The 20139-nt window shown below is 71.0% G+C and carries 18 protein-coding genes and 1 pseudogene; 11 read left to right on the top strand and 8 right to left on the bottom strand.

Going from position 1 to position 20139, the window contains the following annotated elements; all coding sequences use genetic code 11:
* Positions 1-135: 135 nt before the first annotated feature.
* Positions 136-1053, bottom strand: a complete 918-nt coding sequence (locus tag ACWCP0_RS14495) for a helix-turn-helix transcriptional regulator (RefSeq protein ID WP_451079136.1) — start codon at positions 1051-1053, stop codon at positions 136-138.
* 176 nt (positions 1054-1229) lie between these two features.
* Here ACWCP0_RS14495 and ACWCP0_RS14500 point away from each other — a divergent pair, with 176 nt between their 5' ends.
* The 3 genes and pseudogenes from ACWCP0_RS14500 to ACWCP0_RS14510 form a co-directional block, all read left to right on the top strand.
* Positions 1230-1973 carry an SDR family oxidoreductase gene (locus ACWCP0_RS14500; RefSeq protein ID WP_451079137.1) on the top strand — a complete coding sequence of 248 codons (744 nt, stop codon included), beginning with the start codon at positions 1230-1232 and terminating at the stop codon, positions 1971-1973.
* A 257-nt stretch (positions 1974-2230) separates the two neighbouring features.
* Positions 2231-2983, top strand: a complete 753-nt coding sequence (locus tag ACWCP0_RS14505; protein WP_451079138.1) for a glucose 1-dehydrogenase — start codon at positions 2231-2233, stop codon at positions 2981-2983.
* A pseudogene (locus tag ACWCP0_RS14510) lies at positions 2980-3390 on the top strand (chaplin); the annotation flags it as partial. The gene ACWCP0_RS14505 and the pseudogene ACWCP0_RS14510, both read left to right, overlap by 4 nt.
* Positions 3391-4028: 638 nt before the next feature.
* On the opposite strand, the gene ACWCP0_RS14515 reads toward ACWCP0_RS14510, so the two are convergent.
* From ACWCP0_RS14515 to ACWCP0_RS14545, 7 genes are all read right to left on the bottom strand, one after another.
* Positions 4029-4340, bottom strand: a complete 312-nt coding sequence (locus tag ACWCP0_RS14515) for an SCO5918 family protein (protein WP_451079139.1) — start codon at positions 4338-4340, stop codon at positions 4029-4031.
* Between the two features lie 47 nt (positions 4341-4387).
* The gene (locus tag ACWCP0_RS14520) at positions 4388-4786 is read right to left on the bottom strand and encodes a CBS domain-containing protein (RefSeq protein ID WP_451079140.1); all 399 of its coding nucleotides are present in this window, start codon (positions 4784-4786) and stop codon (positions 4388-4390) included.
* A 53-nt stretch (positions 4787-4839) separates the two neighbouring features.
* On the bottom strand, positions 4840-6357 hold the full coding sequence (locus ACWCP0_RS14525) for a DEAD/DEAH box helicase (RefSeq protein ID WP_451079141.1): 1518 nt from the start codon (positions 6355-6357) through the stop codon (positions 4840-4842).
* 354 nt (positions 6358-6711) lie between these two features.
* Positions 6712-6915 carry a cold-shock protein gene (locus ACWCP0_RS14530; protein WP_014047008.1) on the bottom strand — a complete coding sequence of 68 codons (204 nt, stop codon included), beginning with the start codon at positions 6913-6915 and terminating at the stop codon, positions 6712-6714.
* A 420-nt stretch (positions 6916-7335) separates the two neighbouring features.
* Positions 7336-7674, bottom strand: a complete 339-nt coding sequence (locus ACWCP0_RS14535) for a MerR family transcriptional regulator (RefSeq protein WP_451079142.1) — start codon at positions 7672-7674, stop codon at positions 7336-7338.
* A gap of 1310 nt (positions 7675-8984) precedes the next feature.
* Entirely contained in the window at positions 8985-10280 is a 1296-nt protein-coding gene (locus ACWCP0_RS14540) for an LAETG motif-containing sortase-dependent surface protein (protein ID WP_451079143.1), read from the bottom strand.
* A gap of 359 nt (positions 10281-10639) precedes the next feature.
* Positions 10640-11530 carry a bifunctional DNA primase/polymerase gene (locus ACWCP0_RS14545; RefSeq protein ID WP_451079144.1) on the bottom strand — a complete coding sequence of 297 codons (891 nt, stop codon included), beginning with the start codon at positions 11528-11530 and terminating at the stop codon, positions 10640-10642.
* A gap of 350 nt (positions 11531-11880) precedes the next feature.
* On the opposite strand from ACWCP0_RS14545, the gene ACWCP0_RS14550 reads away from it, so the two are divergent.
* From ACWCP0_RS14550 to ACWCP0_RS14585, 8 genes are all read left to right on the top strand, one after another.
* Complete coding sequence (locus tag ACWCP0_RS14550; protein WP_351230692.1) at positions 11881-12192, top strand: hypothetical protein; 312 nt, start codon at positions 11881-11883, stop codon at positions 12190-12192.
* A 232-nt stretch (positions 12193-12424) separates the two neighbouring features.
* Positions 12425-13600 carry an acyl-CoA dehydrogenase family protein gene (locus ACWCP0_RS14555; RefSeq protein ID WP_451079145.1) on the top strand — a complete coding sequence of 392 codons (1176 nt, stop codon included), beginning with the start codon at positions 12425-12427 and terminating at the stop codon, positions 13598-13600.
* Between the two features lie 11 nt (positions 13601-13611).
* Positions 13612-14709 (top strand): OB-fold domain-containing protein, encoded by a 1098-nt coding sequence (locus ACWCP0_RS14560; RefSeq protein ID WP_451079186.1) that lies wholly within the window; start codon positions 13612-13614, stop codon positions 14707-14709.
* 1 nt (position 14710) lies between these two features.
* Positions 14711-15754 (top strand): acyl-CoA dehydrogenase family protein, encoded by a 1044-nt coding sequence (locus ACWCP0_RS14565; protein ID WP_451079146.1) that lies wholly within the window; start codon positions 14711-14713, stop codon positions 15752-15754.
* Positions 15751-16248, top strand: a complete 498-nt coding sequence (locus tag ACWCP0_RS14570; protein ID WP_451079147.1) for a MaoC family dehydratase — start codon at positions 15751-15753, stop codon at positions 16246-16248. The genes ACWCP0_RS14565 and ACWCP0_RS14570 overlap by 4 nt, the downstream gene beginning before the upstream one ends.
* Complete coding sequence (locus tag ACWCP0_RS14575; RefSeq protein ID WP_451079148.1) at positions 16245-17411, top strand: lipid-transfer protein; 1167 nt, start codon at positions 16245-16247, stop codon at positions 17409-17411. The genes ACWCP0_RS14570 and ACWCP0_RS14575 overlap by 4 nt, the downstream gene beginning before the upstream one ends.
* A gap of 200 nt (positions 17412-17611) precedes the next feature.
* Positions 17612-18166, top strand: a complete 555-nt coding sequence (locus ACWCP0_RS14580) for a SigE family RNA polymerase sigma factor (RefSeq protein ID WP_451079149.1) — start codon at positions 17612-17614, stop codon at positions 18164-18166.
* A 250-nt stretch (positions 18167-18416) separates the two neighbouring features.
* Positions 18417-20069, top strand: coding sequence for a long-chain fatty acid--CoA ligase (locus ACWCP0_RS14585; protein ID WP_451079150.1), 1653 nt, complete (start codon positions 18417-18419; stop codon positions 20067-20069).
* The last annotated feature ends 70 nt before the right edge of the window (positions 20070-20139 follow it).

Consider the following 20139-nt stretch of genomic DNA (forward strand, 5'->3'; position numbering starts at 1 on the left):
CGCCTACCGCGGCCAAGGCAGACAGCAACGGGCCGTGCCGTGAGCACCTGCAGCGGCAGGTCCCCCTCAGCCGAGGTCGCCTCAGCGAGACGCATGACCGGCCGGACAGGCACTGATCGATCCCAGCCTCGCCACTCAGGCCCGCCCCGCCGCCCCACGGCCAGGCGGGCCAGGCGCACCCCCCAAGCCTTCCTCGGGCTGGATGTGCGTGCTGTCAGCGGTCCAGCTGGCAAGCAAGCGCAGGGCGCTTTCCGAGGGTGATCCGGGTTGGACGGTGTACAGGCCGAGCGTCTGGTCGGGGTCGCCCATGGGTGTGAAGGCTTCGAAGCCAAGGGTGAGGTCCCCGACGAGTGGGTGGTGGTAGCGCTTGGAGCCGTACTTGGGCTGGTACACGTCGTGGTCCGCCCACCACCTGCGGAAGTCCCGGTCGCCGACGGACAGTTCACCAACCAGCCGGGCGAGCCGGGGATCGCGCGGATGGTGGCTCGCGTACAGGCGCAGCATGCCCACGTTCTCGCGGGCGGTCTCGGGCCAGTCGACGTAGAGATCGCGGGCCGCGTCGTCGAGGAACATGTAGCGGGCCATGTTCCACTCGCCGGCCGGCAGGCCCTCGAAATCACGGTAGAAGGCGCGGGCCAGGTGATTGGTGGCCAGGACGTCCAGGCGGTGGCCCAGGAGCAGGGCCGGGACGTCGGCGATGTTCTCCAGCGCCCGCAGCAGCCCGGGGCGGGCACGCTGGCTCGCTCTCGCATACGGGCGCTGCCGGGTGGGGTTGGCCAGGGCGAACAGATGGTTACGCTCGGTGTCGTTCAGTTGCAGCGCGCGAGCGACGGCGTCCAGGACGGCAGCGGAGACGCTCGTCGTACGTCCGCGTTCCAGCCGTACGTAGTAGTCCACGCTCACTCCAGCGAGCTGGGCGACTTCTTCGCGCCTGAGACCGGGCACCCGGCGCACGCCCGGGTGCGGCGGCAGACCGGCTTGCTCCGGGGTGATGCGGGCCCGGCGTGTCCGCAGGAAGTCCCGGATATCGGGCTCGGGCACGTGCTGGCTCATGTATTTCAGGCTAGCTCTGCGGGCCGGCCGCGTCCTTGTCCGAAGGGGGTATTGCTGTACCCCCCGTAGGCCACGCCCCGGGTCAAGGAGAGCTCTTCCTGGTGTTCCAGGCCGCTGGTGCTCTGGATGTGTCACCCGGCCACAAGGGTCGGCAGAACATCTGAGGAAGCACAGCTATGAACCACCCCGTCCCGTCCTCCGACCGCAAGATCGTCCTGGTGACCGGCGCGTCCGGCGGCATCGGCGAGGCCACCGCCCGCCACCTCGCCGCCGCCGGTCACCAGGTCGTCCTCGGCGCCCGGCGCGTGGACCGCCTGGACCGTCTGGTCGCCGAGCTCACCGAGGCCGGCCACCGCGCCGAGTCCGCACAGCTGGACGTCACCGATCGCGACAGCGTGAACGCCTTCGTCGCCGGCGCGCTCGAACGCCACGGGCGCGTCGACGTCCTGGTCAACAATGCCGGTGTGATGCCGCTGGGCCTCATGGAGGAGCTGCGCGTCGACGAATGGGACCAGATGATCGACGTGAACCTGCGCGGCGTGCTGCACGGCATCGCGGCGGTCCTGCCCGCCATGCGCGAGCGCCGGTCCGGGCACATCATCAACGTCGCCTCCACCGCCGCGTACCGCGTCGACCCGACCGGGGTCGTGTACTGCGCGACGAAGTTCGCCGTACGCGCCGTGTCCGACGGCCTGCGCCAGGAGACGACCGACATCCGCGTCACCGTCGTCAGCCCCGGCCTCACCAAGACCGAGCTCACCCACTCCGGAGGCAACCCCGAGCAGCAGAACGCGGTGCGGGCAGCACTCGAAGCCGTCGGTATCGACGCCTCGGCCATCGCCCAGGCCATCGGCTACGCCATCGCTCAGCCGGCCGACGTCAACGTCAGCGAGGTCATCGTCCAGGGCACAGCGGTCTGACGCCATGCCCGGCGGGCCGTCTGCTCGTGCCGCCCACAGCCTCGGCACCTGCGGAGGCCACCGCTGAACCACCGGTCACCGGCTGAACGGTTCGCCCCCGGTGGCCATCGGCGGCACCCCGCTTCCCACCGTTGCGAGGTGCCGCCGCACAGCGCCGGCCGCCGGGCCCTCGTCCGAGTGTGACCGCCGTGCTTCGGCGCTCCTGACCGACCACTCCACATAGGCAACACCCCACCGCAACAAGAGAGATCACAAACATGACCCAGCAGTTTGCAGGCACCTCGGCGCTCGTCACCGGCGGCGGCAGCGGCATCGGACGGGCGAGCGCCCTGGCCCTGGCCGCCGAGGGGGCGCTGGTGACGGTCGCCGGTCGCACCGCGGAGACCCTCAAGGAGACCGTCCGCCTGATCGAAGCCTCCGGTGGCTCGGCCCGCTACGTGGTGGCCGACATCACCGACGAGTCCCAGGTGGAGAAAGCCGTCCAGGCCGCCTTCGCAGACATCGGGCGCCTGGACTTCGCGTTGAACAACGCGGGCTACGACGGCGAGTTCCAGCTCACCAAGGACTACTCGACCGAGATGCTCGACCACATGATCGCCCTCAACGTGCGCGGGGCGTTCCTGTCGATGAAGTACGAGCTGCGGCACATGGTGGCCCAGGGGTCCGGCGCGATCGTGAACATGTCCTCCGGCGCGGGGCTGGTGGGCGTCCCCGGATTCTCCGGCTACACGGCCACCAAGGCCGCCGAGATCGCCATGACCAAGAGCTCGGCGCTCGAGGCCGCACCCCACGGCATCCGCATCAACGCCGTGTGCCCCGGCCTGGTGGACACTCCGATGATCGCGGCCCTGGACGCGGACCAGCGCAAGGCGCTCGACACCGCTCACCCCCTGGGGCGGATCGCCCGCGCAGAAGAGATCGCCGACGCCGTGGTCTGGCTCTGCTCGGACAAGTCGAGCTTCGTCACCGGCATCGCGCTTCCCGTCGACGGCGGGTACACCGTGCCCTGACGACCGGCCACCGGGCACGAGCCGGCCCTTCCGGGACCACAAACAGGGCCGAACGAGACTCCCCAGCCACCGTGGCTCTGGCAGGCGGCGACCTGGCCGCCGACCAGACGTCCTGCACGGTCACGGTGAATGTCACCGCCGACGAGGCGGGAACCTACGTCAACGGCCCTGAAGCGATCACCACGGTCGGCCTGAATCCCCCGGCCCCCGCGACGCTGACCGTCGAGGAGGAAGCATCCGAGGCTCCCGACGGCGCCTCGGCCGTCGGGACCGCGACGGGCTCGCCCGGTCTGCTGTCCGGCAACGTCGTACAGGCCCCGGTGAACATCCCCGTCAACGCGTGCGGCAACACCGTGAACGTCATCGGAGTGCTCAACCCGGCGGCGGGCAACGCCTGCGTCAACGGCTAGCCCGGCCAGGTCGCTCACCGAGCCGGAACCCGGCGGGTCCCGGCGGGTCCCGGCGCGGCACAGATCGTCCGGCTGACATCACCAGTTGACACCAACGCCGCTGAACGAGGGCAGACAACGGCAACTCTGCCCCCAGTGGCAGACAGCCATAAGGGCCCGTTCCGTGAGGTCGCCCCACACAGCGATCGAACTCCTGAAGCGGGTGTAGGACCACCCGGCTCGCCTCGTAGGGCACAACCTCTTCGAGGGCGCCGTGGGCCATGTGGGCCAGCCAGGACAGCTGACCCAGCAAGCCGCGCTTCGATGCAGGTCACAGCCCCACACAGGCTTGAAGCACGGCGCTCTTGAAAACCGTCGTGGCGGCAACGTCACCGTGGGTTCAAAATCCCACACCCACCGCGCAGGTCAGCTTAGTTGCCGGCCAGATGGGGTGTCTCTCGCTGAGGGGCACCCCTTCGTCATGGAGCCTGTCTCGCCCTGAACCGCCCCGCACCACTCTGGAGCCCGGAGCGCCTTCAGCTACGGAGGCCATTGAGTGACCGCGGCGAGGACGTCCGTCCGAGTGGGGCCCGACCGGCCTGCGCCGGTCGGGCCCCACTGCTGTTCGGGGCAGCGGCTTCTGCCTGCCCGCCGGGTCAGCCCGAGACGGGCGCGCCGAGCATCGCGGAAGCCTGCTGGTAAGGGCTGAGACCGGGGGCGGGTGGTGTGGCCGCGGGGACGGTGTGGCAGGTGAAGCCGAGGAGGGTCATGGCCCGCCGGACTTCGCCGGCGCTGAAATCACGCCGGTCCTGGCGGGTGATGACCTGTCCCACCTGCTTGAGGGGGTAGTGGCGGCGGCCGATGATCACGGATTCTCCGGTGACGGGCTCGGGCTTGATGCCCTTCATCGACTGCAGCACCCCGCTCTTGGTCAGGTCGAACGGGAAACGGGCGATGACGCAGCGCATGAGGCCTCGCAGGGAGCAGGGGGAACGGCCGGGTGGGGTGAGGCGGTTCAGCGGGAAAGGGAGCCCAGGGCGCGACGGTGCTCGTCGAGGGCGGGCAGGACCCCGAGGCGCCTGGAGCGCATCGTGTGCTCGGCATCGGCCACCGCGGTGACCGGCGAGGCGAAAGGCCCACGGTCGCCGTGAATGTCGCGCAGTCGAACCCGGTCCGTATATGCGGTGTCGTTGCGGACGGCAGTGAGCCGGGCCTGGGTGACCACGCCGGTGCACTGGCTGTCCTCGTCACAGACGAGCAGGTGCCCGGCGCGGGCACTGGCCATGACGGAAAGAGCCACCTCAACGGTCATGTCGTCCCACACGCGGAGGCCGGCCCCGTCCATGACGTCGACCGGCGTCCTGTTCTCGGGGACGGCGCTCGCCGGGCGGGGCTGCATCTGAACCAGTGTCACAAGGTGCCTCCTTCAGAGATGGGTCAGTGGTCAGTTCCCTGATCGTGAGCCTTCTAGGCCGCCGTGTCGAAGGCCGGCTGCCGCCGGGCGGCCCGGCGCGGTGCCTGCGAGAGGCGTCGACTGCGCCGGCCGCGTGTGGCGGAGCTGCGCCGGGGGCGCTCGGTCACAGGCGCCGCGATGGTGACGGGGATGCCGGAGGGCGCCTGGGCCCCGGTGATGCGGTGCAGTTCGGCCTCGCCGGAGCGGACCTGGGTGGTCTGCGGGACGATGCCCGCGGCCGCCATCAGACGGGTCATGTCGCGGCGCTGGTTCGGCGTGACCAGAGTGACAACGCTGCCGGACTCGCCGGCGCGCGCGGTGCGCCCACCCCGGTGCAGATAGTCCTTGGGGTCGGTGGGCGGGTCGACGTTCACGACGAGGTCGAGGTTGTCGACGTGGATCCCGCGCGCCGCCACGTTGGTCGCCACCAGCACGGTGACGTGCCCGCTCTTGAACTGCGACAGGGTACGGGTGCGCTGAGGCTGGGACTTCCCGCCGTGCAGCGCGGCGGCCCGTACCCCGCTGGCCAGCAGGTCCTTGGTCAGCCGGTCAACGGCGTGCTTGGTGTCCAGGAACATGATCACGCGGCCGTCACGGGCGGCGATCTCGGTGGTGGCGGCGTGCTTGTCGGCGCCGTGGACGTGCAGCACGTGGTGCTCCATCGTGGTGACCGCGCCGGCCGAGGGGTCGACGGAGTGCACGACGGGGTCGGTCAGGTAGCGGCGCACGAGGAGGTCGACGTTGCGGTCCAGGGTGGCGGAGAACAGCATCCGCTGGCCCTCCGGTCGTACCTGGTCGAGCAGGGCGGTGACCTGCGGCATGAAGCCCATGTCGGCCATCTGGTCGGCCTCGTCCAGCACGGTGATGCCCACCTGGTTCAGTCGGCAGTCGCCACGGTCGATGAGGTCCTTGAGCCGGCCCGGAGTCGCGACGACGACCTCGGTGCTGCTGCGCAGCGCACTGGCCTGGCGGCCGATGGACATCCCCCCGACGACGGTCGTCAGCCGCAGCTTGAGCGCCCGGGCGTACGGGGTGAGCGCGGCGGTGACCTGTTGCGCGAGCTCCCGGGTGGGGACGAGAACCAGCGCGAGGGGCCGGCGGGGCTCGGCGCGCTGTCCGGCGGTACGGGCCAGGAGCGCGAGGCCGAAGGCCAGCGTCTTGCCGGAACCGGTGCGACCGCGACCGAGCACGTCACGGCCGGCAAGGGTGTTGGGCAGGGTCGCACCCTGGATGGGGAACGGCACGCTCACGCCCTCTGCGGTGAGCGCGTCGAGCAGTTGCCTGGGCATGTCGAGATCGGCGAACGCCTCGACTGCCGGCAGTGCGGGTGTCACCGTTTTCGGGAGCGCGAACTCTCCCTGCACCGCGGCGGGCCGACGACCGTAGCCGCCGGAGCGGCTCGGCCCGCCGGCACGGCTGGGGGCACCGGCGCGGCTGGGGCTGGACGAGCGGAGGCGGCCGCCACGGCCGGAGCCATCGGCACTGCCGGCACGGGTGCGGGAGTAGCGGTCGTTCATGCGTGTGCGGTTCATGCGGAACCTTCCTCGATGCGGCACGTATCAAGGAATTCCCGCAGCAGATGAGCGGCGCGGTGAATCGCGAGAACGAGCCAAAACTGAAAGCAGAAGCGAAAACGGAGCCGGCGGAGGAAATGGCGGGGCGTCCGCCCAAATGCGCCGAGCGATCCGGACGGCAGGCCGGAGTCTTGATCAGCTCATACGGAGTCGGTATCCGGAGCTTGGGTGTTCGTCAGGCGGTGGGACTGGGGTCCGAGAGGACTGCCGCGGCTGGAATTACCGGGATGCGGGCGGCGCTGCACCGTCCCATGCAACGAGCTGGGGCCCGCACCCCACGGTGCGGGCCCCAGCTCGTACTACGCGTCAGCGTCAGGCGGGAACGATGTTCTCGGCCGTCGGGCCCTTCTGGCCCTGCGCGATGTCGAAGTTCACCTTCTGGCCTTCCTGCAGCTCGCGGAAGCCCTGGGCGGCGATGTTCGAGTAGTGGGCGAACACGTCAGCGCCGCCACCGTCCTGCTCGATGAAGCCGAAACCCTTTTCCGCGTTGAACCACTTCACGGTGCCAGATGCCATGTCAATTCTCCTTCGGGGCAGTGCCCGGGTCCGCACTGTGCGAAACCCGTGTCGCCGCGATGATTGCCCCGTCCGGAAAATTACCGGAAATTACACAAGTGCTCCCACTGGCATCTTCACGCCTATGGAGGCACTTGGAGTTTGGGAACCACAACTGCAACTGAGATCGACAGTAGCACGCCGGGATCGGCCCTGCGCGGTGAACAATTGCACACGGGCCGCCGCGCAAGATACCGTCATCGCGCCTCGACCTTATTTCTCATTTCGCGGTCACAGATATTGGGCGACGCCGACCGAAGTGTTTCTGCGCAGGGGCGCAGTCGCCATGGGTGGGGCGGGACCGTCGAGGTCCGGCCGGGCAGACCGCCGCCCCAGGGGCCGGCGCCGGCTCGGCACGCGTCGGGTCGGCAGGCAAATGGATCAAGCCTCGGCCCCGTGTCGGGGCTCGGTGGCGGAGCGCCGTAGTTCCTCGTTGATGCGCTGGGCTTCTTCGAGCTGGTCTTCGAGGATGACGATGCGGCAAGCAGCCTCGACGGGGGTGCCCTGGTCGACGAGCTCGCGGGCACGGGCGGCGATTCTCAGCTGGTAGCGGGAGTAGCGGCGGTGTCCGCCCTCCGAACGCAGGGGGGTGATGAGGCGGGCTTCACCGATCGCGCGCAGGAAGCCGGGGGTGGTGCCGAGCATCTCGGCGGCTCGGCCCATGGTGTAGGCGGGGTAGTCGTCGTCATCGAGACGGTCGAAGGAGTTCTCTGCGGTCATTTGCACCTCTGATCGGGAAACGCGTCGAGGGGTTCCGGTGCCGTACGGCACCGGAACCCCGAAGGATGTGAACACCATCTGCCGGCCTGCTGCGGTGCCGGGCTCCTCTTGCCGCGCGGTCCCCCGGCAGAGGGGCGTGTGCGGGGATCGCGCATGCGTGACCGTGGGACCACCTGCCGTTCCGGGGCCTGCGGTACCGGGCTGACCGGATTCCTGCCCGGGCGATCCTGATGGCGTCTGCCTTCTTCCTTCTTCTTTCCTGCTGGTCAACTGCCTACTGCGGATCGTGCGTACTGCCTGCGGCCCCTGGGCGAGCCGCGCAGCCCGGCGGCCGACCAGGCGTCCACGGGAACTCCGGCCCCGCCGCTCCACTGCCGTGCCACGTCCTGCTGGTCTGCCGTGCGCGGCAGTCCGTTTCCGTTGTCGCGCCTTCTGGATTTCTCGGCTACGAGGAAGACGATAGTCCCCGGGCGAGCACGCATGTGTATGACGGCCATGACAGCTTTTCTGAGGGGGGCATGCGCGACTTCTGTTATCAGAGCAAGCCCGAAGGCTCCGCCGGACGAGGCGCGCTGTGCCGGGCCGGTGGGTGTGAGGGCCGCAACCTCGGGTCGCCCTTCGGCCGAGCACCGTCCCACGACGGTGGTTGCGGGGACGGCTGCGGGAGGGTCTCGGCCGGACGATGACGCGCGTCCGGTGTCGGTGGACCTGACACAGGTGTGCCGCGGTGTGGCCGTCGCCGGCCTGCCCGGCTTCGGGAACACCAGCACCCCGGGGCGTTCTCGTGGAGTCGCGACCGCTTCTCGTGTGCACGGCTTCTCGTGTGCACGGCTTCTTGTGTGCACGGCGTCCACGGGTCTCCGACGGCGGGGCGCTGCGCAATCGTCCTTGAGTCGGACCATGACCGCGGAGCGCGGGCTCCAGCGTGAGGTGCATGAGTGCTGACATGGGGGAGAGCGTCGGCCGGGGGCCGACGTGACGACCGCACTGGCGGTCACGGCGGGAGTGCTGACGACGCTGGGCATCATCGGCGTCGTCCGGTGGCAGGAGTGGGGTTCCTCTTTCCTCTTCGGCTGGCTGTCGGTCAAGGTCGGCGCGAAGGCGGCCGTCCTGGCCGCCGTGGGGCTGACCGGTGCCGCGGCGTGGTGGCGCACGCGTCGCAGGGCGAAGGCCGGGCAAGGACGCGCAACCCGAGGCAGGCCGACAGACCGGCGCGGATCCGTCCTGACGGGGCAGGCGTGGAGAAAGGCGCCCCCGCGGAATGCGGGGGCGCCTTTCGCGTACGTACTACGCGGCCGCGTGAGGGTGCGTCAGGCGGCCGAACCGGCCTTGCGGCGGCGGACGACGAAGACCGCGCCGGCACCGAGGGCCACGGCCGCGCCGGCCGCAGCGGCGAGCTGCGGGAGGGCCGAGGAGGAGCCGGTGTCGGCGAGGGTGCCGGAGTTCACCGGGGTGGTGGACGTGACGCCCTGCGGCTTGTTGTCCGGGGTCTGCGGCGTGGTCTTGCCGGGCTCGGCGTCGTCGACGTCGCCCGCGTCGGTGCCCGCGGCGAGGAGCTCGAAGGCGTACTCGGTGAAGTCGTTGCCGCCGCAGGACTCGTCGTCGTTGACGTAGTCACCGGCGACGAAGGCCAGGCCCTCACCGGCCGGGGCCGTGGCGTCGACCTTCAGGCGCAGCTTCACGTCGGCGTGGGCGCCGGCCTTCAGCGGGCTGACGGAGCCGGCGTAGCCGCCGTCCTCCTCCACGTTCTTCCAGGTCGGGGCGGCGGCGGTCGACCACTGCAGGTGGAAGGCGTCGTCGATGACGTTGTAGCCGCCCTTGTCCGTCGCGTGGAAGTAGACGAACGGGAAGACCTCGTCCAGCGTCTTGTCGGTGCCGTTGGTGACGCGGAGCGAGAAGTCGGTCGTCGAGCCCGCGACGATCTTGGACGGCAGGCCGGTGACGACCGTGGTGAGCTTGCTCTCGAAGACGCAGTCCTCGCCCTCCTCCGCCTCCTCCTTGGCGTCGGCGAGCGCCTTGTCGGCGGCCTCCTTCGCCTTGAGGGCCTCTTCGACGGCCTTCTGGGCCTTGGAGTACTCCTTGGCGGCGGCGACACGGGCGTCGTCGGCCACCTGGCGGGCCGTGGTCGCCTTCTCGTCGGCGGCGGTCTTGGCGGCCGCGGCGGCCACGGCGGCGGTCTCGGCGTCGGCAACGGCCATCTCCGCGGCCGCCTTCTCCTCGGCGGTGGCGGTCTCGGGCAGTGCGGCGAGTGCGGCCTGGGCGTCGGCGAGCGCCTGGTCGGCGTTCTGCTTGGCGGTGGCGGCGTCGGCCGCCTCCTTCTCGGCGGCCTCGGCAGCGACGGTGAGGGGCGCGTCGTCGGAGAGCGCGGCCTCGACGACGGCCCGTGCGACCTTCTGCGCGGCGACGGCGTCGTCGTACGCCTTCTGCGCCTCCGCGGCGGCCTTCTCGAGCTCCTCGATGGAGGGCTTGTCCTCCGCGGCCTGGCGCTGCGCCTGCGACGCGGCGGACGGCTTGGCGTCGGCGAAGGCCGGGGTGACGGAGAGCAGGACGACGGGGGTGGTCACGGCGGCGACGACGGCCGTGGCAAGCGTGCGGCGAATCTTCAACGGAGTCCTTTGTGGGTCCGAGAGGCAGGGTTCGAAAGCGCTGGGGCAGCCGCTGCGGTAGCACCCACGCAGGGCCGCTGGCCCGTGATCGTATGACCGGAAATGCCGTCGTAGGAAGCGAGTTGTGCAAGGGACGGGCGCGGCGCATCCTGCTCGCAGGGCAGGCAAATACCGCGTAAGGGGGTAGTTGCCTTCCTGGTTCGGGCCAATTTTGTGATGCATGTCATTTGGCCCAGGTGCAGTGGGTGCCGGCTGTTCACCTGGGCGTGGTGGCGAGGGTCGTCCGAGGCGGTCATGTCGGCTCCCTCGGCCCCGTCGGCCCCGTCGGCCCGGTCATCGAAGACGGGGCCGGGGCATGGCTAATCGCGGCGTCCCGTGCTCAGCCGTGCCGCCGAGGCGATCGTGGCGCGGGCCTCCCGCTCGGTGAGCCCGGCGCGGACCGCCGCCTCGGTGAGGGCGTCCGCGAGTGCGTCCCCGATGCCGTTCTCGTACGCGCGGCAGGCCGCCCAGAACAGCCGGGTGTTGCGCTGGCCCTCGTGGGCGGCGCGTACGAACTGGACCAGCCCTTCGCCCCTGGGTGCCCGGTCGCCCGCGTACGACGGCTCAGGGTCGTGGGGGCGCGCGGGGGGCGCGATCAGGCGCAGCAGTGCGCGGGGGCAGTGCGCGGGCGGCAGGTCTGCGGTGCCGGGCGCGAGCCGGTACGCGCCGTGCGCCGAGACCGAGCCGGGGCCGACGAGGTAGCCGCCGCTGCCCCGGACGTCGATTCCGGGCGCGAGGCGGCTCGCCGAGTTCGGTACGACGACGTCGGGCGGGCCGCTCAGCCACAGATGGCGGCCGCCGCTGGGCGTGAGCACCGTGACCGTCTCCGGGACCGTGAACAGGTGCTGCAGCGCGAGCTGCCGCAGGGCCGTGACGGAGTCGGTGCCCCCCGTCGCGGCGTTCTTGGTGTCGAGGTCGATGCCGATCAGATGGTGCGGAGGCCGTCCGCAGGCGATGCCGTACCCCGTGGCCCAGGGTGTGGCGGCGAACAGGGCGCGTACGCCGGCCGGGTCCGTCGTGGCGTCGTACACACCGTGCCCGGGCAGCCCGCACTCGCCGCGGCAGAGGACCGGCTGCGGGTCGCGGCGGTGGGGCGAGGGCAGCGCGGGGAGCTTCGTGGGGGACAGGGGGATCACGGGGAGCCCGCGCTCGGCGGCGGAGAGAGCGTGGGCGAGGGCCAGGGTGGCGCTGTGCCGGTCGGTGGTGGCCATACTTCTATGTTCGTACGAGTGTTCGAATAAGGGAAGAGGGGGAAGAGGGGGTTGGAGAGGATTGACAGAAAATGTGCCGGAACGCTTCTTCTCTTGCCGTGGGCGGTCTTCGGGGTCCGCGAGGTCGTGAGCTGGGACGTTGAGAGCGTGAAGGGGGTTTATCGATATGTCATCACGCTTGAGGGGGAATCGGGGCGTCCGCGGCGGTTCGCCGGGGGTTCGGTGGGCAACTCTGGAATCGCGACGTCGTGAGAACGACCGAGGCGGTCGGCCAACTGCCCGGGTCCCAGCCGTACTTCCGTACTTCCGGTGCACTCAGGGGTGCACCTACGGTTCCTGGAGGAATTGACATGGCAAGCATCCGTACCGCCCGCGCCCTCGCCGCTGTCGCAGCGCTGCCTCTCGCCGCCGCACTCTTCTCCGGCGTCGCCCAGGCCGACAACGGCGCCTTCGCGGGCGACGGATCGAACGCGTCCGTGGCCGAGATCGAGGGCAGTGGCGTGGGCAACGACAACTACGGCATCTCGACGACCACCCAGCAGGTGGCCACCGGTGCCGGCGCGTCCAACCGGAACAACACGGTGAGCGTGAACGGCTCGGCCTTCACGGCGATCGACCAGTCGACCGAGACCGTGACCGTGAACTTCTTCGAGCTCTGGTAGGGCGCGGCCCGAAGGGGGGCCTGGCCGAGGGGTGAACAACGGCCTGCGCGGCGGTGCTACGGCATCGGCGCGCAGGCCGTTTCGCGTGTCCGCGTCCGTCCGCTGTCCCGGCGGCCCGAGCCGTCCGCCCGCCCGCGCGCCCGCTCGCGTCGGGGCGCGCTCACGACCTTGACAGGTGCCCGCAATCTGACGGACAGTCAGAAACCCATCCTGCGCCCGGGAGGCCCCCGCCGTGCACCTCGCCCCGACAGAACGCCAGCAGCGGCTGCGCGCCGAACTCCGCTCGTACTTCCGTGACGTGATGCCGGACGGGCCGTCGGCCGCCGACGGCACGGCGGAGCAGCGCAGGCTGCTGCGCCGGATCGGCGCCGACGGCATGCTCGGGCTCGGCTGGCCGGTCGAGTACGGGGGGCAGGGGCGCGGCGCCGACGAGCAGTTCGTTTTCTTCGACGAGGCGTACCGCGCGGGCGCACCCGTGTCCATGGTCACGCTGAACACGGTCGGCCCGACCCTGATGAAGTACGGCACCGAGCAGCAGAAGTCCTTCTTCCTGCCGCGGATTTTGCGCGGGGACGTCGTCTTCGCCATCGGCTACAGCGAGCCCGGGGCCGGGACCGATCTCGCGGCGCTGCGGACGAAGGCGGTGCGGGACGGCGACGGCACGGCGGCTTCCTGGGTGATCGACGGGCAGAAGATCTTCACTTCGAACGCCCAGAACGCGGACTGGATCTGGCTCGCCTGCCGCACCGACCCCGACGCGCCCAAGCACCAGGGCATCTCGATCATCCTCGTCCCGACCGATGCGCCCGGCTTCTCGTGGACGCCGATCGAGACCGTCGGCGGGCTGACGACGACGGCGACGTACTACGACGCGATCCGCGTCCCGGCCGCGCATCTGGTCGGCGAGGAGAACGGCGGCTGGGGGCTGGTCACCAACCAGCTCAACCACGAACGGGTGGCGCTCGCCGCGATCGGCATGCAGGCGGAGGACTTCGCGGCCGCGGCACTGGAGCACGCTCGTACTCCCGATCCGGTGACGGGCATGCGTCCGGTTGACGAGCCGTGGGTCCGGTCCAGGATCGCCGAAGTGCATGCCCGGCTCGCGGCAACGCGCCTGCTCAACTGGCGTTTGGTGGGCGATGTGGGGGCCGGCCGGCTCGCCCCCGGCGATGCGAGCGGCGTGAAGTTCATGGGAACCGAATCGGCCGTTGAGGTGTATCGAATGTGCCAGGAGATCACGGGGGACGCGGGGCTGGTGAGGGCCGGTTCGCCGGGCGGCTTCGGCAGCGGGGAGCTGGAGCGGATGAACAGGGCGGCGCAGATCAACACCTTCGGGGGCGGGGTGAGCGAGGTGCAGCGGGAGATCGTCGCGACGATGCGGCTCGGCATGAGGAGGGGGAAGCGGTGAGTGCGGGGGAAATGGGTGCGGACGAGCTGTACGGGCTGCTGAGGACCTACGAGGGGCGGCGGGTCGCAGTCCACGCGGGCACCGGCAAGGACCTTGTCAACGAGCCGATGATCAGGCACTGGTGCGAGGCGATGGGGGACACCAACCCGGCGTACCGAGGGCCGGACGCGATTGCTCCGCCGACGATGCTCCAGGCATGGACGATGGGCGGGCTGTCCGGGCACTCGGACCGCACGGGCGCGTACGACGAGCTGTCCGCGCTGCTCGACGGCGCCGGATTCACCTCGGTGGTGGCGACCGACTGCGAGCAGGAGTATCTGCGACCGCTGCGGCCGGGCGACCGGATCACCTACGACTCGTGGATCGAGTCGGTGTCGCCGCGCAAGACGACCAAGCTGGGGACGGGGCATTTCGTCACGACCAGGATGGACATCCGCGCGGACGGCGAGCTCGCGGGCACGCACCGCTTCCGCATCCTCAAGTACGCACCGCCACGGGCACAGGCACCGACACAGGCAGCGACGCAGGCACGGGGGCAGGCACCCGCGCAGACACAGGCAGCGACGCGGGCACAGGGGCAGGCACCCGCGCAGACACAGGCAGCCACGCAGGCAGAGGCACCGGCCACCGCAGGGAGGCGGCAGCGGGCCCGGAGGCCGCAGCCGGTGGTCAACAGGGACAACGCCGGATTCTGGGACGCGGTCGCCGAGCACAAGCTGCTCATCCAGCGGTGCGGGGGGTGCGGGACACTGCGCTTCCCCTGGCTGCCGGGGTGCGGGGCGTGCGGCTCGGCGCAGTGGGACACGGTCGAGGCGGGCGGCGAGGGGACCGTCTACTCGTACGTGGTGATGCACCACCCGCCGTTCCCGGCCTTCGACCCGCCGTATGCCGTGGGGCTGATCGAGCTGGCCGAGGGCGTGCGGATGGTGAGCAACGTGGTGGGAGTGCCGTACGACAAGGTGCGGATCGGGATGCCGGTGCGGCTGGAGTTCCTGCGGGTGGACGAGGAACTGGAGCTGCCCGTGTTCCGGCCGTCGGCGGCGCTGCACGGGCCGGAAGTGCCGAAAGCGCCGGCAGTGCTCGCCGTGCCGGCAGAGAGCGCGGGCTGACATGGACTTCACACCCACGGACGAGCAGGCCGCGGCCCGCGACCTGGCTGCGCGGATCTTCGGGGACCTGTCCACGCACGAGCGGCTGGCCGCCGCGGGGACCGGGACGGACGCCGAGCTGTGGAAGGCGCTGTGCGCGGCCGGGCTGCCCGCAGCCGTGGCGGACGTCGGGCTGCTCGGCCTTGTGCTGATGCTGGAGGAGCAGGGCCGCACGACCGCGCAGGTGCCGTTCGCCGCGAGCTGTGTGTACGGGCTGCTCGCGGTGGACCGGCACGGCACGGACGAGCAGCGGGAGCGACTGCTGCCCTCCCTGTCGGACGGGACCGCCGTCGCGACCGGGGCGTTCGCGGCCCGGGGCGCGATCCGGGCGGACGAGGACGGGCGGCTGACTGGGACCGTCACATACGTGCCGTGGCTGAGGGACGCCACCCATGTCCTGGTGCCGGACGCCGACCGGGGCCTGTGGCTGATACGGGCCGCGGACGCGGAGACGGCCCCGGTGGAGACCACCGCCCCCTGGGCGGCGGGCCGGCTGGTGCTGGACGGCACGCGGGGCGAGCGGCTCGGCGGCGACGGTGCGTACGAGGACGTGCTCGCCGCCGCACGGATCGCCTTCGCAGGGCTCCAGGCAGGTGTCTGCGCGGGCTCGCTCGCCCGGGCCGTCGCGTACACGTCGGTGCGGGAGCAGTTCGGCCGCCCCCTCTCCACCAGGCAAGCGGTCCAACTCCGCGCGGCCGATGCGTACATGGACACGGAGGCGATACGGGTCACGGCGTACGAGGCGGCGTGGCGTCTCGACGAGGGACTGCCGTACGCCACGCACGCGCTGACCGCCGCTTGGTGGGCGTCAGAGGCGGGCAAGCGGGTCGTCCACAGTGGCCAGCATCTGCACGGCGGCCTCGGCGCCGACCTCGACCATCCGGTCCACCGGCATTTCCTTTGGGGCCGCCAGCTCGACGCGTATCTGGGCTGCGGCAGTGAAGTCCTGGCAGAGCTGGGCGACGTGATCGCGTTCGGCGCGACGGAGGAGGGATCCGTGTCATGAAGGCCGGTGACGAACTGCCCCCGCTCACCATCCCCATCACCCGCACCCTGATCGTCGCGGGAGCCATCGCCTCCCGGGACTACCAGGACGTGCACCACGACGCGGAGCTTGCGAAGGAGAAGGGCTCCCCGGACATCTTCATGAACATCCTCACGACCAACGGCCTGGTGGGGCGGTTCATCACCGACCACTTCGGCCCGACGGCCGTCCTGCGCAGGGTCGCGATACGGCTCGGCGCGCCCAACCACCCGGGCGACACGATGACGTTGACCGGCACGGTCACCGACGTCGACGGGGACACGGCCCAGGTGCGGGTCCTCGGCGCGAACGGCATCGGACAGCACGTCACGGGCACGGTGACCGTGACGGTTCCCGGGCGGGCGGCCGGAGCCGGGGCGGGCCCGTATCCGGGACACCCGGGGCCGGAGACGGGTCGGGGTTCGCCACCGGCACCGGAGTCGGGTTCGCACCCAGCACCGGAGGCGGGATCATGAGCGTGCGCAGGGCCGACGCGCTCGGCGGGCGGGCGGCGGTCGTCGGCATCGGGGCGACCGAGTTCTCCAAGGACTCCGGCCGGAGCGAGCTCACGCTGGCCGTCGAGGCGGTCCGGGCGGCCCTCGACGACGCCGGGCTCTCCCCCGCCGACGTCGACGGCCTGGTCACCTTCACCATGGACACCAGCCCCGAGATCACCGTCGCCCAGGCGGCCGGCATGGGCGAGCTGTCGTTCTTCTCCCGGATCCACTACGGCGGCGGAGCGGCCTGCGCCACCGTTCAGCAGGCCGCGCTCGCCGTCGCCACGGGCGTCGCCGACGTCGTCGTCTGCTACCGGGCGTTCAACGAGCGCTCGGGCCGCCGGTTCGGCTCGGGGGTGCAGCAGCGCGAGCCGTCGGCCGAGGGCGCGGCGCTCGGGTGGAACATCCCGTTCGGGCTGCTCACCCCCGCCTCCTGGGTGGCCATGGCCGCCCAGCGCTATCTGCACACGTACGGACTGACCCCGGAGGCGTTCGGCCATGTCGCGGTGGTCGACCGCCGTCATGCCGCCCGCAACCCCGCGGCGTACTTCCACGGGAAGCCGATCACCCTCGCGGATCACGCCGCTTCCCGGTGGATCGTCGAACCGCTGCGGCTGCTGGACTGCTGCCAGGAGACGGACGGCGGCCAGGCGATCGTGGTGACGTCCGTCGAGCGGGCCAGGGATCTGGCGCATCCACCCGCGGTGATCGTCGCGGCTGCGCAGGGCGCGGGACGGGCGCAGGAGCAGATGACCAGCTACTACCGGGACGATCTCACCGGCCTGCCCGAGATGGGCGTCGTCGCCCGCCAGCTCTGGCGGACCTCCGGCCTCGGCCCGAGCGACATCGATGTGGGCATCCTCTACGACCACTTCACGCCGTTCGTGCTGATGCAGCTGGAGGAGTTCGGCTTCTGCGAGCCGGGTGAGGCGGCCGACTTCGTGGCCGCGGACGCCCTGCCCCTCAACACCCATGGAGGCCAGCTGGGAGAGGCGTATCTGCACGGGATGAACGGCATCGCGGAAGCGGTACGGCAGCTGCGCGGCACCTCGGTGAACCAGATACCCGGCGCGGCGACGACCCTCGTCACGGCCGGCACGGGAGTCCCGACCTCGGGGCTCGTCCTGGGGGCGGACGGCTGAGCCCGCCCTGGTCAGCGCGGCCACGGGTGGCCGGGCAGGCCGCTGCACCCCGATGAGGGGCGATTGCGACCCCTACTCACGGGTCCGACGCCCTCCACCTTCAGGAGGTGGGGAGTTCACCACCCCTACAACCTGAGGCGGATCCCCTTTCGGGACCTGGGGCCGATCCCGTGGGCCAGGGCCGCTCCTAGCGTGGAGCCATGACCACGCCAGTCTGCGCAACCGCCTCCAGGGCGGCATCGCCGAAGCCCTCCTACCCGTCGTACCCGTCGTTCTCGTCGTACGTACGGGCGCGGGGGCCCGTGCTGCTGCGTACCGCCCGGTCCCTCACGGCCAACCCGTGCGACGCGGAGGATCTGCTGCAGACCGCGCTCACCAAGACGTATGTCGCCTGGGAGCGCATCGAGGACCACCGGGCGCTCGACGGCTACGTCCGCCGCGCGCTCCTCAACACGCGGACGTCGCAGTGGCGGAAGCGGAAGGTGGACGAGTTCGCGTGCGACGAGCTGCCCGAGCCGTCCGGGGTGCCCTCACCGGACCCGGCCGAGCAGCAGGTGCTGCACGACGCGATGTGGCGTGCCGTCATGAAGCTCCCGGACCGGCAGCGGGCCATGGTCGTGCTGCGGTACTACGAGGACCTCAGCGAGGCCCAGACCGCCGAGGTGCTCGGGGTCTCCGTCGGCACGGTCAAGAGCGCGGTCTCCCGGGCGCTCGGCAAGCTCCGCGAGGACCCGGAACTCGCCCCGGTGCGCTGACCGGGCGCGGCGCACCCGCCGTCGCACGGCTCGCGCCGCTGGTGGGCCACTGTTCGGCCCGCCGGTCGGCCCGCGCCTCACCGGTCGGCAGGGTCACCGGCATTTCCGTTTTCGTCCTCGATTTCGTACCCGGGGGTAGTGACATACCGCGCGGTACGTGCGCAGAATCTCCACACCCTTACTGCCACGTAGGCCAGGGGACGCGGGGGTGGCCCCCGGGTCCGGAGATGTGCGCCCTCGGGAGGACGCCGTGCTGAGCACCATGCAGGACGTACCACTGACCGTCACCCGCATCCTGAAGCACGGGATGACCATCCACGGCACGTCACAGATCACGACGTGGACCGGAGACAGCGAGCCGCAGCGCCGCAGCTATCGCGAGATCGGTGAGCGCGCCGCCCAGCTGGCGCACGCCCTGCACGACGACCTCGGGGTCGAGGGCGACCAGCGCATCGCGACGCTGATGTGGAACAACGCCGAGCACGTCGAGGCGTACTACGCGATCCCCTGCATGGGCGCCGTCCTGCACACCCTCAATCTGCGACTCCCCGCCGAGCAGCTGGTCTTCATCGTCAACCATGCCTCCGACCGGGTCGTCATCGTCAACGGCTCCCTCCTGCCGCTGCTCGCCCCGCTGCTCCCGCAGCTGCCGACGATCGAGCACATCGTGGTCTCGGGCCCGGGCGACCGCTCGGTGCTGGCCGGGGCGCAGGCGCAGGTCCACGACTACGAGGAGCTGATCGCCGGGAAGCCGACCGGCTACGCCTGGCCGGAGCTGGACGAGCGTACGGCCGCGGCCATGTGCTACACCTCCGGCACCACCGGCGACCCCAAGGGCGTCGTCTACTCCCACCGCTCCATCTATCTGCACTCCATGCAGGTGAACATGGCCCAGTCGATGGGCCTCACGGACGGGGACACCAGCCTCGCCGTGGTCCCGCAGTTCCACGTCAACGCCTGGGGACTGCCCCACGCCGCGCTGATGACCGGCGTGAACATGCTCATGCCGGACCGCTTCCTCCAGCCCGCGCCGCTCGCCGAGATGATCGAGACCGAGCGCCCGACCCACGCGGCCGCCGTCCCCACCATCTGGCAGGGCCTGCTGGCCGAGCTGACGGCGAAGCCCCGCGACGTCAGCTCCCTCACCCAGGTCACCATCGGCGGCTCCGCCTGCCCGCCGTCGCTGATGGAGGCGTTCGACCGCCTGGGCATGCGCGTCTGTCACGCCTGGGGCATGACCGAGACCTCCCCGCTCGGCACGATCGCCCGGCCGCCGGCCCACGCGGTCGGCACGGACGAGGAGTTCGGCTACCGCCTCACGCAGGGCCGCTTCCCGGCCGGCGTCGAGGCCCGGCTGCGCGGGCCCGCCGGCGAGTTCCTGCCGTGGGACGGCGAGGCGGCCGGTGAGCTGGAGGTGCGCGGACCGTGGATCGCGGGGGCGTACTACGGCGGTGCGGCGGGCGAGGACCTCAAGCCGGAGGACAAGTTCAGCGACGACGGCTGGCTCAAGACGGGTGACGTCGGCGTCATCAGCCCCGACGGCTTCCTCACCCTCACCGACCGGGCCAAGGACGTCATCAAGTCCGGCGGCGAGTGGATCTCCTCCGTCGAGCTGGAGAACGCGCTGATGGCGCACCCCGACGTCGCGGAGGCGGCGGTCGTCGCCGTTCCGGACGCGAAGTGGGGAGAGCGCCCGCTGGCCACCGTCGTCCTCAGGGACGGCGCGACCGCGGACTACGCCTCGCTGAAGGACTTCCTCGCAGAGAGGATCGCGAAGTGGCAGCTGCCGGAGCGCTGGGCGTTCATCCCGGCGGTGCCGAAGACGAGCGTCGGGAAGTTCGACAAGAAGGTGATCCGCAGGCAGTACGCGGACGGCCAACTGGACGTCACGGAACTGCGGTAGGCAGGTAGGCGGGTAGGCATCAGCAGGCACGAACGGCCCGGGGCCCGGCGCGCATGACGCGCGCCGGGCC

Source organism: Streptomyces sp. NPDC001970 (assembly GCF_053594115.1).

What these genes read in the sequence shown, in the direction of transcription:
- ACWCP0_RS14495 (WP_451079136.1), bottom strand. Translation starts at nt 1,053, where the DNA reads ATGAGCCAGCACGTGCCCGAGCCCGATATCCGGGACTTCCTGCGGACA.
- ACWCP0_RS14500 (WP_451079137.1), top strand. Translation starts at nt 1,230, where the DNA reads ATGAACCACCCCGTCCCGTCCTCCGACCGCAAGATCGTCCTGGTGACC.
- ACWCP0_RS14505 (WP_451079138.1), top strand. Translation starts at nt 2,231, where the DNA reads ATGACCCAGCAGTTTGCAGGCACCTCGGCGCTCGTCACCGGCGGCGGC.
- ACWCP0_RS14515 (WP_451079139.1), bottom strand. Translation starts at nt 4,340, where the DNA reads ATGCGCTGCGTCATCGCCCGTTTCCCGTTCGACCTGACCAAGAGCGGG.
- ACWCP0_RS14525 (WP_451079141.1), bottom strand. Translation starts at nt 6,357, where the DNA reads ATGAACCGCACACGCATGAACGACCGCTACTCCCGCACCCGTGCCGGC.
- ACWCP0_RS14530 (WP_014047008.1), bottom strand. Translation starts at nt 6,915, where the DNA reads ATGGCATCTGGCACCGTGAAGTGGTTCAACGCGGAAAAGGGTTTCGGC.
- ACWCP0_RS14535 (WP_451079142.1), bottom strand. Translation starts at nt 7,674, where the DNA reads ATGACCGCAGAGAACTCCTTCGACCGTCTCGATGACGACGACTACCCC.
- ACWCP0_RS14545 (WP_451079144.1), bottom strand. Translation starts at nt 11,530, where the DNA reads ATGGCCACCACCGACCGGCACAGCGCCACCCTGGCCCTCGCCCACGCT.
- ACWCP0_RS14550 (WP_351230692.1), top strand. Translation starts at nt 11,881, where the DNA reads ATGGCAAGCATCCGTACCGCCCGCGCCCTCGCCGCTGTCGCAGCGCTG.
- ACWCP0_RS14560 (WP_451079186.1), top strand. Translation starts at nt 13,612, where the DNA reads ATGGGTGCGGACGAGCTGTACGGGCTGCTGAGGACCTACGAGGGGCGG.
- ACWCP0_RS14565 (WP_451079146.1), top strand. Translation starts at nt 14,711, where the DNA reads ATGGACTTCACACCCACGGACGAGCAGGCCGCGGCCCGCGACCTGGCT.
- ACWCP0_RS14570 (WP_451079147.1), top strand. Translation starts at nt 15,751, where the DNA reads ATGAAGGCCGGTGACGAACTGCCCCCGCTCACCATCCCCATCACCCGC.
- ACWCP0_RS14575 (WP_451079148.1), top strand. Translation starts at nt 16,245, where the DNA reads ATGAGCGTGCGCAGGGCCGACGCGCTCGGCGGGCGGGCGGCGGTCGTC.
- ACWCP0_RS14580 (WP_451079149.1), top strand. Translation starts at nt 17,612, where the DNA reads ATGACCACGCCAGTCTGCGCAACCGCCTCCAGGGCGGCATCGCCGAAG.